Source organism: Gordonia sp. (in: high G+C Gram-positive bacteria) (assembly GCF_049299075.1).
GTDB lineage: Bacteria > Actinomycetota > Actinomycetes > Mycobacteriales > Mycobacteriaceae > Gordonia.
Genome location: NZ_JBAQWU010000023.1, coordinates 1 through 13,408 on the forward strand (window position 1 = coordinate 1; position 13,408 = coordinate 13,408).

Below are 13,408 nucleotides of genomic sequence, written 5' to 3' on the forward strand. Positions count from 1 at the left end.
GCTTCCCGGCCCGGGCGCCGATGGGCGTGGCCGGCGGCACCCTGGTGGCGTTCGCGATGATCACCGCAATCGTCGCGGGCATCAACCAGAGCGGCTCGTACTCGGTGCCGCTCAGCAACCTCGAGTCCCTCGCCGGGCGGCCATGCAGCCTGGCCGACAAAGTGTGGGTCGAGCAGAACCCGAGCGACTTCCTGCTGACCCCGGTGGACGCCACCCTGGCCGATCCACTGGCCGGACCCTCGACCCAGCCCGAGGGCGCCGACCGGCGGGCCACTTCCGCTTTCACCCCGAACGGCGCCCCAGAAGACCTCAACGTGCGGGCCTCCTCCGGCAGCCTCGGTGTGCTGGCCGGCGCCGCGATGATCGACCCGGACCTACTGATCGCGAACAGCGGCGGCACCGGCGGCGGCCGGATCGAGCAGCCCGGTGTCAACGGCAGTCTCGCCGCGCTGCCCTTCGGGCTGGATCCGGCGCGCACCGCCGTCCTCGGCAGCTACCGCGCGGACGCGCAAACCCCCGCGCAGCTAACCTCCGGCTGGTACCGACTGCCCGACGACTGGCGCGAGCGTCCGCTCCTCACCTTCTCGGTGGCCGGTAACTTCTATCGTGGCGAACTGAGTCTGGAGTACACGAGCGACCCCGTCGGACCGGCCACCCGCGACGGTCAGCTCACCCCGACCGGCGAGATCGCGATGATCGACCCGGGCCCCACGACGGCGTGGCGCAACGTCCGCATCGACACCGCGGGGCTGCCCGCCGACCTCACCGCGATCCGCATCGTCGCCGACGACCACAACCTCGCTGGCGATCACTACCTCGTGGTCACCCCACCGCGTCTACCGGAGATGACCACCCTGCAGGACACTGTCGGGTCCACCGATCCGGTGCACGTCGACTGGACGTCCGGCCTCGTCGTGCCGTGCCAGCGCCCGTTCAACTTCCACGCCGGTGTCGCGGAGATCCCGAAGTGGCGAATCAAGCCCGGCGCAGACCTGGCCGCGGCGGTCGGCACCTGGCAGTCCGCCCCCGGCGGCGGACCACTCGGCTGGCTGGATGTGACCCAACGGCCGGATACCGTCGCGACCTACCTGCAGGGCGATATCGGTCGCGATTGGGGCGCGCTGGAACGCTACTCGGCGTACGACGACGCCCAGCCCGCCGTGATCGACTACGACACCCGCGTCCGCAGCGGGCTGTGGAGCCCCGCGCCGATCCGGCACTGACCTGACCCCGGCACGCCAGTGTCAACAGACCGGCCACGTTTGGGACCTGCTCAGCATGTTCGACTAACCTCAGAAGTCGTGCCTGTGCCGACAACTGAGCCCGACGAGACGGGAGCCCGCGAGCGGGCCGCATCACCGCTCTCGGCGCCGCAAGCCCGCCTGCTCGCGACCGTCGCCGGGCTGATCGGCATTCTAGCCGCCCTGGCCATCCCGTTGTTGCCGGTGTCGACCACGCAGGCCACCATCAGCTGGCCGCAAGGACAGACCCTGAACCCGGACGATCCGTCGATTGTGGCGCCGCTGATCGCCCAGACGCCGCAGGCCCTGGACATCATGATTCCGTGCGCCCCGCTCGCCGAGGCTGCCCGCTCGAGCAGTGGCGTGCTGCTATCCACCATGGCGACCAACGCCAGCCGATTCGCCAACAACTCCCTGCAGGTGACCAGTCGCGGTGACCGAGTGTCGGTACTCTTCCGCTCCACCACCGCAGCCACCGCCACCATCGACGAGCTGGCCTCCCCAGACTGCACCCGCCTGCATATCTTCGCCACACCCGCCGAGACCGGCGCGCAGTTCGTCGGCATCGGCCCACGCCGAGTGCTGCCCCCGGAGACCCGGCCGCAGATCGACGGCCTGTTCACCCCGCTCACCACCGACCAGGTGACGGCCGCTGCGACCGACGGCCTGCGCGCACAAATCACCATCGACAACCGCTACGAATCTCGTGCGACGACGCTGAAGATCATCGTCATGGCGATCGCGGTGCTAGCCACCGTCGTCGCCCTCGTCGCGCTGTACTGCCTGGACCGGCTGCGCGGATACGGGCCGCAACTGACCCGCGGCCCGACCGGAGACGGCGCCGATGGCCCCGCTGCCGATGACCCCGCTGCCGATCACTCCGCTGCGGCGCGCCCCAGTCGGCTGCGCGGGTGGATCGGATCGCTGCGCCCACGGCTGACCGACCTGGTTGTCACCGCCGTCCTGGCGATCTGGCTGTTCCTCGGCGCCGGCGCCCCCGACGACGGCTACATCCTGAACATGGGCCGCACCGCCGACGCGGCCGGTTACCTGTCCAACTACTACCGCTACTTCGGTATCGCCGAGGCCCCCTTTGACTGGTACTACGCGTTCCTGGCGCTCTGGGCCAAGGTGTCCCCGGCGATGATCTGGATGCACCTCCCCGCGCTCCTGGCCGGCCTGGTGTCCTGGTTCCTGATCAGCCGCGTGGTGCTGCCGCGGCTGGGCACCGCGACAGTGGCCACCGGGTGGACGGGCTGGGCGGCCGCCTCGGTCTTCCTCGCCTTCTGGATGCCGTTCTGCTCGGGCCTGCGCACCGAGGGCATCATCGTGCTCGGTTCGCTACTGACCTGGTGCGCCGCCGAGAAGGCGATCACCACCAAACGGCTGTTCCCGCCCGCACTGGCCGCAACCTTCGCCACCTTCACCGTCGCGCTCGCCCCGCAGGGCGTCATCGGGATCGCCATCCTGCTGGTCAGTGCGCGCGCCATGCTGGCGATCCTCGCCGCACGCCGGCGCGAAGATCCGATCGTCGCGCTGCTCGCGCCCATCGGTGCGGCTGCGCTCGTCGTCCTCGTCGTCGTGTTCCGCGATCAGACCCTGATGACCGTGTTGGAGGCGATGCGCGTCCGCTACATCACCGGGCCGGTGATTCCGTGGAGCCAAGAGTTCCTGCGGTACTACTTCATCGCGGTCACCACCGCCGACGGTGCTATTGCCCGCCGCATTCCAGTGATGCTGCTGTACGCATCGGCGATCGTCACCGCCGCTGTGCTGCTCCGCCGCGGCACCATTGACGGCGTCAACGCCCGTCCCGCCTGGCGACTGATCGGCGCGTTCGCTGTGACGCTGATCCTGTTCTTTTTTGTGCCGGTCAAGTGGAGCATTCACTTCGGGGTTTTCGCCGGACTGGCTGCGGCCCTGGCCGCCCTTGCGACGCTCGCGGTCGCCCAAGCTGCCAGCCGGTCCACCCGCAACCTGACCGTGTTCATCGCCGCCCTGCTCTTCGGCCTCGCCGCCGTGGCCGCAGGCTACAACGCCTGGCCCTACGTCGCGCGGTACAACATCGCCTGGTTCAACCAGGCCCCTTCGCTGGCCGGCCAGCAGGTCTCGTCGCTGGTCCTCGTCCTCGCGGTGATCTCGGTAGCCGTCGCCCTGTGGCAGACGCTGCGCCTGGACTACGTGCACAACCGCGGCATGGCCCATCACGACGCTGGCGAACCCGATTCGGCTGCCGACCGCATCCGGATGAGTGTCGCCTCCTCGCCCATCACGGTGATCGCCGCAGTGACTGTGCTGATCACGCTCGCACTGTTCGGCAAAGCCGTGGTGGACCGTGATGGGGCGATGACCGTCCTGTCCCACAACGTCAATGCCGTGGGCGGCTCCTCCTGCGGGATGGCCGATCAGGTGCTCGCCGAGCCCGATCCGAATGCGAACTTCCTCGTTCCGGTCGGCGGGCAGACCGCCTCGCAAACCTTGGCTGGCCACGACGGCATCGGCTTCACGCCAGACGGTGTTCCGACCAGCCTGCTCCCGGATACTTTCAGCATGCGCCCGGGTTCCATGCACGTCGGCGGATCCACCTCACAGCCGTTCGCCACGATCGGCACCCTCGGTGCGGGCACCACCGGCGGGACCGGGCCACGGACCGTCAACGGCTCCACCGTCGCGTTGCCGTTCGGCCTCGACCCGGCCCGCACGCCCGTGCTCGGCAGCTACGGCTACCCGGGCAATGCCCATCTGACCACCGGCTGGTACCAGCTGCCCACCCGACCGTCGCCAGGGGCCGAATCGGTCACCACGTCGCCGCTGCTGGTGTTCGCGACGGCCGGTGCGGTCACCACCCTCGACGCCAACGGCGTCCGCGTGCCAGGGCAGTCACTTCTCGTGCAGTTCGGCCGTCCCGGCCCGAACGGCGAGTTTGTCCAGGCGGGGAAGGATGTGACCCCGATCGATCCCGGTCCGCACATTGCGAACCGCCCGTGGCGCAACCTGCGGGTGCCGATGGCCGACGCCCCGCCGGCTGCCACCGTTATGCGGCTGAAGCTCGACGACACCAACCTCGGCATCACGCAGTTCATCGGCATCACTCCGCCGCGCGCACCGAAGATGGTGTCCCTGCAGGATCTCGTGGGTTCGCAAGCCCCCACGCTGATCGACTTCCCGGTCGGCGCGTACTTCCCGTGCCAGCAGCCGATGACCTTCACCCACGGGGTCGCCCAGGTTCCGCAATGGCGCATCATGCCGGACTTCGTGACCATGAACATGCAGTCCAAGACTTGGATGGCCGGCAGCGCCGGTGGTCTGCTCGGCATCGTCGAGGGCACTACTCGGTCAGTCGTCGTACCGACCTATCTGAATCATGACTGGCATCAAGACTGGGGCACACTGGAGCAGCTGACGCCGCTCGCTCCGGATGCGATGCCCGCGGCGATCGCTACCGAGCAGGTGACGCAGTCCGGTCTGGCCCGCACCGGAACGATCCGTCTGGAGCCCCCGAAATGAGCGAGGACACCGTGACCGATACCGCCACGCCTGATCCGGCAGCACCAAAGGCCAAGACCGACATGTCCGCGACGTCGGCGACCGACTCGGGTCGCTTCGGCTGGGCGACGGCGAACAACTACCGCGTGGCCAAGTGGATCGCGGCGATCGCCGGCCTACTCGGCTTGATCCTCGCCCTCGCCACCCCGTTGCTGCCGGTGGAGCAACGCAGCTCCGCGCTGCAGTGGCCGCAGCAGGACACGATCAGCGATGTGACCGCCCCGCTGGTGTCATTCGTTCCCACCGACATGTCCACGACAGTTCCGTGTTCGTTGGCCGCGCAGCTACCGGCCGCGGGCGGCGTGCTGCTGTCGACCATTCCGGCGGCGGGCAAACAGGCCAATGCGCGCGGTTTGTTCATTCGCGCCGACCAGCAGAACATCACGATGACGCTCCGCAATGTACTGCTGCTGAACGTGGATCGCGCTGCGGCACAAACGAACCAGAATTGTGTATTCCGCGTGACTGGTGGCGCTCAGGGCGTTGTCGCGGAAGTCGAAGGCATGAGCGGTGAGGGGACGCGGTATTCCACCAACGACCCGGACATGCGCGCGCAGGTCGTCGGGGTGTTTTCCGATCTCCCGGCGAATGCTTCGCGAGACGGTCTGTCGCTGCACGCCGACATCGACACCAGGTACGTGAACTCCCCGACCGCACTGAAGCTCACCGCCGTGATCGTCGGCATTCTGATGACGCTCCTGTCGTTGATCGCGCTCGGCGTGCTCGACACCCGCGACGGACGCGGACACAAACGCTTCCTGCCGCGCGGTTGGTTCACCATCCGCGGCCCAGACGTGGTGGTCTTCGCCGTGCTGGCGATCTGGTGGCTGATGGGCGGCAACACCTCCGACGACGGCTACAACATCACTGTCGCTCGCATCACGGGCGAAGCCGGCTACGCCGACAACTACTTCCGGTACTTCGGCGTCCCGCAAGATCCGTTCGGCTGGCCCTATCAGGTACTGGCCGCAATGACGCAGGTCAGCGTCGGTGCACCATGGCTGCGCCTGCCCGCATTCGGACTCGGCCTACTCGGCTGGTGGCTGATCAGCCGTGAGGTGCTGCCACGCCTGGGCCGCGCCGTCCGCACCAACTCCGCGGCTGTCTGGGCTGGCGCGCTGGTGTTCCTGGCCATCTGGCTGCCCTACAACAACGGTATCCGCTTCGAGCCGCTCGAAGCCGTCGGCGCCCTGGCGACCTGGTGCCTCGTCGAACGGTCGATCGCCACGCGCCGCCTGCTTCCGTACGCGTTGGCTGCGGTCACCGGCGCGTTCACCCTGGCCGTGGCCCCCGGCGGTTTGATGGCCGCCGCCGCCCTGCTAGCCGGCTTACGGCCGGTGGTCCGCAGTATCGTCGCCCGCCGCAGCCGCGACGGCTTGCTGCCGATGATCGCGCCGATCCTGGCCGGCGGGACATCAGTGCTGTTCCTGGTCTTCTACTGGCAGCCGCTGCAGCCGCTGCTCGAAGGTAGCGCGGTGGCCACCGAGGTCGGGCCGACGCAGGAGTGGTGGCAGGAACCAGTTCGGTACTACTACCTGATCCTGCAGACCGGCGACGGTACCTTCGCGCGTCGCTTCGGCATTCTGATCATGTTCCTGTGCCTGCTGGTCGTCATCTTCCGACTACTCTCCCGCAGCCCGCTCAGTGGGGTCGCGCGCGCCCCGATCTGGCGGCTAGTCGCCGTCATGCTCGGCACGATGTTCTTCATTTCCTTCACGCCGACCAAGTGGACACACCACTTCGGGATCTACGCCGGTATCGGCGCCGCCATCGCGGCCGCCGCCGTCGCCATGATGTCGCCCGTGCTGCTGCGCTCACGCGCCAACCGTGCCTTCTTTGCTGCGGCGGTGCTGCTGGTGACCGCCGTCGCCGCCACCGGCACCAACATGTGGTGGTACGTCGGCAGCTACGGCGTGCCGTGGTGGGACCGGCCGATCGCGATTGCCGGGATCAAACTGGGCTGGTTGATGCTCGCCGCAGCCATTGGGTGCGCACTGGTAGGCCTCTGGTACTACTTCCGTAACGACTACGTGGACGCCGCCACCCGCACCGGCTCGGACCCGAGCGTGCTGAACCGGTTGAAGTTCTCGCCGGTACCGGTGATCTCCGCGCTGGTGATCGCGTTCATGATCTTCTCGTTCGCCAAGGGTGCGTGGGTGCAGCGCGACAGCTGGTCGTGGCTCAAATCGAATGTCCGGGCGCTGTCCGGCGATGAGTGCGCCCTGGCCAACGATGTTTTGGTGGAGACCGACCCGAACAAGTCCATTTTGCTCCCGGCCGCCGTCGGTGGACGGCCCGCGCCATCGCCCACCGCAGCCTTGGGCGGAGCGAACGTCGGCTTCACGCCGGACGGAATCCCGGCCAGCACGCTCATCGACCCGCTGGAGCGCAAGACGACGTCGACCACCACCGAAGACGAGGACACCACCACCGCCGCCGCGCCCGCCCGGGAAGCGACGAGCCAGGGGTCGGCGACCGATGCGATCGAGGAGGGCACTGCGGCGGCGTCGACGGCGGTCCGCCTCCCCAACGGGCTCAATCCGGCCACCACGCCGGTTCTCGGCAGCTACCAGGCCAACGGCGTCGCCTCGGTGACCACCGACTGGTACCAGCTGCCGTTCTCTCCCGGCCAGGCTCCGGAAGATTCACCGCTCCTGGTGGTCGCCGCAGCCGGTTCGATTGAGGCGTTCAATAACCTCAACGGCCTCACCCCGGGCCGCAAGCTGGTGGCTGAATACGGTCGCCTCGGCACCGACGGCCGCGTGGTGCCGGTCGGTGCGCCGCACAAGCCGATCGACGCGATCGAAACCAACTCCGAATGGCGCACTCTGCGCTTCCCGCTCAAGCAGGCTCCCCCCGGCGCCGATCTGGTCCGCCTGAACGTCGTCGACGATGCGGCGGCGGCCGCCGAGTGGATCGCCTTCACCCCACCGCGTGTCCCATCCCTGCGGACCCTGAACGACGTCGTGGGTCACACCGATCCGGTGTTCATCGACTGGTTACCCGGTTTAGTGTTCCCGTGTCAGCGTCCGATGGCCGTGCGCGACGGCGTGCTGGAGATCCCCGACTGGCGAATCATGCCGGACGCCGACGGCACCCAGCGCAACAGCCAAACCTGGATGGCCGGTAAGTTCGGCGGCCCCCTGGGCATCACCGACGCGCTGCTCACCAACACGCTGGTGCCGACCTATCTGCGAAACAACTGGGCGCGCGACTGGGGCGCTCTGGAGCGGTTCACCCCGCTGGTGCCCGATGCCACCCCAGCGCAGCTGGAGCTCGGCTACCGCACGGTCAACGGCCTGGCGAGCCGCGCCCCGATGCGGTCCGCGGGATACTGAGTCGGCGGACGGCCGATTCTGCGGGATACTGTCGGGAAACCATTACCGACAGGAGCCTCCATGCAGATCGTCAACGTCCGTTTCCAGGTCCAGCCCGGCAAGGGCGACGATTTCGCCGCAGCCTTCGCGCCGCTGGCGGCTGCCACGCGCGACGAGCCTGGCAACCTCTGGTACGTGCTGAGCCGCAATACCGAGAACCCCGACGAGTACTACGCACTGGAGGGGTACACCGACGAGGGCCTCAACGCCCACTTCGGCAGCGCGCACTTCCAGCAGGGTGGCGCCGCCCTCGCACCCTTCTTGGCCGCCGGACCCGAGGTGATCGCCCGCCAGGTGGAGGGCGACGGCTGGTCCCCCCTCGGCCTCTAGCACCCGCCCCTTGGGTTAACGCCGCCGTCAGGTGCCGGAATCTGGCACCTGACGGCGGCGTTAACATGCTCAGCCCCACACGGCGCGGGCGCCGGTATCACCGGCCAGGACTACGAGCCAGATCGACGCAATCGCGGCGACGATGACCGCCGCGCCGGTGCCGCGGCGCACCCACACCAGGGCGTCATCGCTCAACGGTATCCGGCGGTACACAACCGACTGATCAAGCAGCCATTGCAAGGCCATCAGACCAAAAAGCGGGCCCACTCCCAGGATCACGATGTCGCCGAGTTCCGCGTGCCGCTCGATGGCGGACGTACCGGGCACCTTCTCCTCCAGGGCTTCGCCCGCACTGGAAGCTATCGGTACGGCGATCAACGCAACCAGCGCCAGCAGCGGAGGGAACCAGCCCAGATAGGTGCGCGCCCGGGGCCACACCGAGACGGCGACACCGACCAGCGCCGTCACCGGCACGATGACGACGACGAGGTGCACGATGAGCGGGTGCAGTGGCAGGCCAACAATGGTGTCCATGCACGCGAGTTTACCGCGGTGCCCGGCTCCGCGAGACCCCTGAGCGTCGCCAAACCTTGCTTGCGGTGAGGCCGACGGTCAGGGACCGTTACAGCCGTGACCGCGATAACTGACGGCAATCCGCACGCCCACCCAGACGAACCCCATTCTGGCAGCCTCACCAGTCGGCTGAATTGGTTGCGGGCCGGGGTGCTCGGCGCGAATGACGGCATCGTCTCCACCGCAGGCATCGTCGTCGGTGTCGCCGCTGCCAGTACCGAACGGGGGCCGATCTTCACCGCGGGTGTCGCCGCCCTCGCCGCCGGCGCCATCTCGATGGCCTTGGGCGAGTATGTTTCGGTCAGCTCCCAGCGCGACACCGAACGCGCCTTGCTCGCCAAGGAACGTCGCGAGCTCCGCGAGGACCCGGCCGCAGAACTCGCCGAACTCGCCGGCCTCTACGAGGCGAAGGGCCTCAGTGCGACCACCGCCCATCAAGTGGCCGCCGAACTGACCGCGCACGATGCGCTCACCGCCCACGCTGAGGCCGAACTCCACCTGGACCCCACCGAGCTGACCAACCCCTGGCACGCCGCCTTCTCCTCGGCAGTTGCCTTCACCGTCGGAGCGCTGCTGCCACTGATCGCCGTCTTGCTGCCAGCAGCGTCTTGGCGGATTCCGGTCGTCTTCGGGACCGTCCTACTCGCGCTGGCCCTGACCGGCGCGCTCGGTGCCGCCCTGGGCGGGGCCCGACCCGGCCGCCCCACGCTCCGGGTGGTGCTCGGCGGGGCAATCGCGATGGCGGTCACCTACGGCATCGGCGCCCTCGTGGGCACCGCGATCGGCTGATCACCGCATCCGGCACCGATGCGGTGCGAGCCGAAGTGGGCCAGCCCGACGCCGGTTAGTACCGCCCTAGATCGGCATCAGGAAGTGCTTACGCGGCGCACGCAGGATCTGCTTATCACGCAGTTGCGCGAGTGCCTTGCGGAGCTGCAGCCGGGTCTGCGCCGGCTCAATCACCGCATCGATGTAGCCCTTCTCCGCGGCCAGATAAGGGTTGGCCATCATCACGTTGTAGAAGTCGATGAAGTCGCGGCGCACTTTGTCGGCGTCGTGCGCCGACAAACCCTCGGTCTGCCTGCGGGTGAGCAGGACGGCCGCCGACTCGGCGCCCATCACCGCAATCTTGGCGGTCGGCCAGGCGAAGTTGACGTCCGCGCCGAGCTGCTTGCAGCCCATCACCGCGTAGGCCCCACCGTAAGCCTTGCGCAGCACCACGGTGATCTTCGGGACGTCGGCCTCCACATAGGCGTACAGGAATTTGCCGGACCGCCGGATGGTGCCCTTGGCCTCCTCGGCAAGTCCGGGCAGAATGCCGGGCGTATCGACCAGAAAGATCAGCGGGATGTTGTAGGCATTGCAGATGCGAACGAAACGCGTCGCTTTTTCCGAGGCATCGGTGTCCAGGGTGCCAGCCATGACACTCGGCTGGTTCGCAACGACGCCGACGCTGTGCCCGTCGACGCGAGCGAAACCGGTCAGAATGTTCGGCGCGAACAGTTCGCCGATCTCATGGAACGCCCCGTCGTCGAACAACCGGATGAGGATGTCGCGCATATCGTATCCGGCGTTGTCGCTGTCCGGCATGAACTCATTGAGCGACAGGTCCGTCTCGGTGACCTCCGGCTCCAGGCCCGGATTGATCACCGGCGGGGTCTCCCAGCAGCTTGACGGCATGTATTGGAGGTATTCGCGCACCCACTCGAAGGCGGCCTTCTCGTCCGGGGCGACGTGGTGGATGTTGCCCCAGCGCGCCTGATTGTGGGCGCTGCCCAGATCCTCGGCGGAGATGTCCTCGCCGTTGACGGCCTTGAGGATGTCTGGGCCGGTGACAAACATGTAGCTTTTGTCCTCGACGCCGACCAGGATGTCGGTGTTCGCCGGGGTGTACACGGCGCCGCCAGCGCACTTGCCGAGGATGATCGACACCTGCGGAGCGATACCGGACAGCAGCTCATTGCGGCGACCCATCTCGGCGTACCAGGCCAGCGAGGTGACTGCGTCTTGAATGCGGGCGCCTGCCGAATCGTTGATGCCCACCATCGGACAGCCCAGCTTGCCAGCCCATTCCATCAGACCGGCGACCTTGCGGCCGAACATCTCGCCGACCGATCCGCCCAGCACGTTCTGGTCGTGACTGAACGCGGCGACGGGCCGCCCGAAGACCAGCCCGTGGCCGGTCACCACGCCGTCACCGTAGCCGGTCTCCGCTGACCCCGGCGCCTTCACCAGCGCACCGACCTCGACGAAGGTTCCCTCATCGAAAAGCATCTGCAGGCGCTCGCGCGGCGAGGCGATCCCCTTGGCAACGCGCTTAGCGATCGCGCGCTGCCCACCAGGCTCCTTGGACAGTTCCAACTTCGCCCGCAGATCCGCGAGTTTGCCTGCAGTGGTGTGCTGCGAGGCAGTGTTGTCGACAGTCACGCTCAGACCTCTTTCTGGTTCACATCGGCAATGCGGCGCGACAGATCAGCCGCCACCTTCGCCACGTAAGGTTCGTCGACGATGGACAGGTGATCGCCGCCGATCTGCACGATCTCCAGATCGTCGACCACCTCGCCCCACCTTCCGTCGGGGGCGACGTCGGCCCACTGCGGCTCCAGTTCGATGGCGCCGTCGTGCATCTTGTCGGCCCGGTAGAGCACCACATTGCCGTCGTAGCGCGTCGGCGCGATATTGCTGAGGGCACGGTTATCGACGAACGAGGTCCGCTGATGCTCGATGATGCCGCCGGGGATCTTAGTGCCCGATGCCTGAATCATCTCCATGATGATCTGGAACTGGCCGTCGTCGTCGGCGTCCACCAGACGATCCATCGGAATCGGGATGGACTCATCGAGGTCATAGGTCTTGACCGCGAAATCCTTCCAGCGCTCCAACCGGGCCCGCTTATTTTCCGGGGTGTCGATCAGGTCGACGGTGGGCCGAACGACGTCGATGAGGCCGACGAGCGCGATCTGCTCGCCCTGGTCGCGCAGCAACTGGGCTGCACCGTAGGCGAGAACACCGCCCAGCGACCAGCCCACCAGTACGTACGGTCCGTGCGGCGCGACCTCTTTGAGCTTCGGCAGGTACTGCCGCACCCGCTCTTCAATGCTGCCCTCGACGCGGTCGAAACCGACCACCGGTTGATCCTCAGGTAGCCGTTTGAGCAGCGCCTCGTAGGCCGAGGTGTTTCCGCCTGCCGGATGGAACACCAGCATCGGTATCGGGTCGCCGGCCGTCGTGTCGAACACATGCTGCCGCTTACCGTCAACTTCCGGAACACGCAGGTACCGGACGAAGCCGTCGATGTCGGCAGCTGCCTCCATGTGCTTGCGGACGTACTCGCTGAGCTCCTCGATGGTCTCCGACGCGATCACGTCTTCGACGTCGATGTTGCCGCCGGTGCGATCGTTCAGTCGATCGGTCAGCTTCTGTGCGATCTCCTGGTCGAGCACGTCGAGCTTGTTGAAGACACCGCCCGCGGACTTGCCGGTCACCACGGCGTAAGCGCCGAAGGTGAGGCGCTCGGCGGCGTCGCGCGGGGGCACGTCGGCACCGGCCGCCGCGGCGACCTGAGCCTGGTCGGTCAGGTCCGCCTTCTTCGGGACGGCGGCGGGTTCGCCCGAGGGCGTGGTTTCGACACGGGCTCCTTCGTCCCCCGGCTCAACCACCGAGGACGAGGGCTCGTCAGCAACAATCTCCGGGGCGGCAGCGTCCACTGCCGCGACGTCGTCTGCTCCCTGAGCTCCGTCGAAGGGTTCCCCTGCGGCGTTGCGGGCATTGGCCTCGTCGATCAGGGCGGAGAGGGCGGCGGTGTCGAGCTCCTTACCGTCGGGCGAACCCTGCGCCAGCAGGTCCACTTGATCGCGGTTCTGCACCGCGAAAGTGACAAACTTAGTCACATCGCCCAGGTTGGCTTGGCGCATCGCCTGCAGCTGCAGCTGCGGGATGTCGAACTCGTACTCGACGCGGTTCTTGATGCGGACCGCCATCAGCGAATCCAGGCCGAGCTCGATCAGTGGGACCTCACGCGGCAGGTCGTCGGCGTCGTAGCCCATCGACTCGCCGACGATAGTCGCCAGACGCTGCTCGACGGTCTGGCCGGACTCCAGCGTCCACTTGCCGCCGATGTCGTCGACCACGTCGTCCTCGACGGCGGCGGAGGCTTCGACAGGCTCAGCCAGCGACGATTGGGCCCCACCCGCTCCCTGAGCTTGTCGAAGGGCACCCGCGGAGGCTTCGACAGGCTCAGCCAGCGACGATTGGGCCCCACCCGCTCCCTGAGCTTGTCGAAGGGCACCCGCGGAGGCTTCGACAGGCTCAGCCAGCGACGATTGGGGCCCACCCGCTCCC

General features: G+C 67.6%; 8 protein-coding genes. 5 read left to right on the plus strand and 3 right to left on the minus strand.

The window, feature by feature from the left end; genetic code table 11:
• The 4 genes from WAW85_RS00865 to WAW85_RS00880 all read left to right on the plus strand — a co-directional run.
• The coding region (locus tag WAW85_RS00865) for an arabinosyltransferase C-terminal domain-containing protein (protein WP_422557780.1) at nt 1-1,223 on the plus strand (1,223 nt) is incomplete at its 5' end.
• Between the two features lie 78 nt (nt 1,224-1,301).
• Entirely contained in the window at nt 1,302-4,748 is a 3,447-nt protein-coding gene (locus tag WAW85_RS00870; RefSeq protein WP_422557781.1) for an arabinosyltransferase domain-containing protein, read from the plus strand.
• 62 nt (nt 4,749-4,810) lie between these two features.
• A complete protein-coding gene (locus WAW85_RS00875) occupies nt 4,811-8,125 on the plus strand; it encodes an arabinosyltransferase domain-containing protein (protein ID WP_422557787.1) in 3,315 nt (1,104 codons plus the stop codon).
• Between the two features lie 60 nt (nt 8,126-8,185).
• A complete protein-coding gene (locus WAW85_RS00880) occupies nt 8,186-8,494 on the plus strand; it encodes a putative quinol monooxygenase (RefSeq protein WP_422557782.1) in 309 nt (102 codons plus the stop codon).
• Nucleotides 8,495-8,563: 69 nt separating this feature from the next.
• On the opposite strand, the gene WAW85_RS00885 is transcribed toward WAW85_RS00880, so the two are convergent.
• Nucleotides 8,564-9,028 (minus strand): DUF2231 domain-containing protein, encoded by a 465-nt coding sequence (locus WAW85_RS00885; protein ID WP_422557783.1) that lies wholly within the window; start codon nt 9,026-9,028, stop codon nt 8,564-8,566.
• Nucleotides 9,029-9,124: 96 nt separating this feature from the next.
• On the opposite strand from WAW85_RS00885, the gene WAW85_RS00890 reads away from it, so the two are divergent.
• Entirely contained in the window at nt 9,125-9,856 is a 732-nt protein-coding gene (locus WAW85_RS00890) for a VIT1/CCC1 transporter family protein (RefSeq protein ID WP_422557784.1), read from the plus strand.
• Nucleotides 9,857-9,922: 66 nt separating this feature from the next.
• Here the strand turns inward: WAW85_RS00890 and WAW85_RS00895 are convergent, their stop codons facing one another.
• Entirely contained in the window at nt 9,923-11,494 is a 1,572-nt protein-coding gene (locus WAW85_RS00895; protein WP_422557785.1) for an acyl-CoA carboxylase subunit beta, read from the minus strand.
• Between the two features lie 2 nt (nt 11,495-11,496).
• The coding region (locus tag WAW85_RS00900; RefSeq protein WP_422557786.1) for a thioesterase domain-containing protein at nt 11,497-13,408 on the minus strand (1,912 nt) is incomplete at its 5' end.

Bases quoted from the DNA above. Each gene is read 5' to 3' on its own strand.
- WAW85_RS00880 (WP_422557782.1), top strand. From the start codon at position 8,186: ATGCAGATCGTCAACGTCCGTTTCCAGGTCCAGCCCGGCAAGGGCGAC.
- WAW85_RS00885 (WP_422557783.1), bottom strand. From the start codon at position 9,028: ATGGACACCATTGTTGGCCTGCCACTGCACCCGCTCATCGTGCACCTC.
- WAW85_RS00875 (WP_422557787.1), top strand. From the start codon at position 4,811: ATGTCCGCGACGTCGGCGACCGACTCGGGTCGCTTCGGCTGGGCGACG.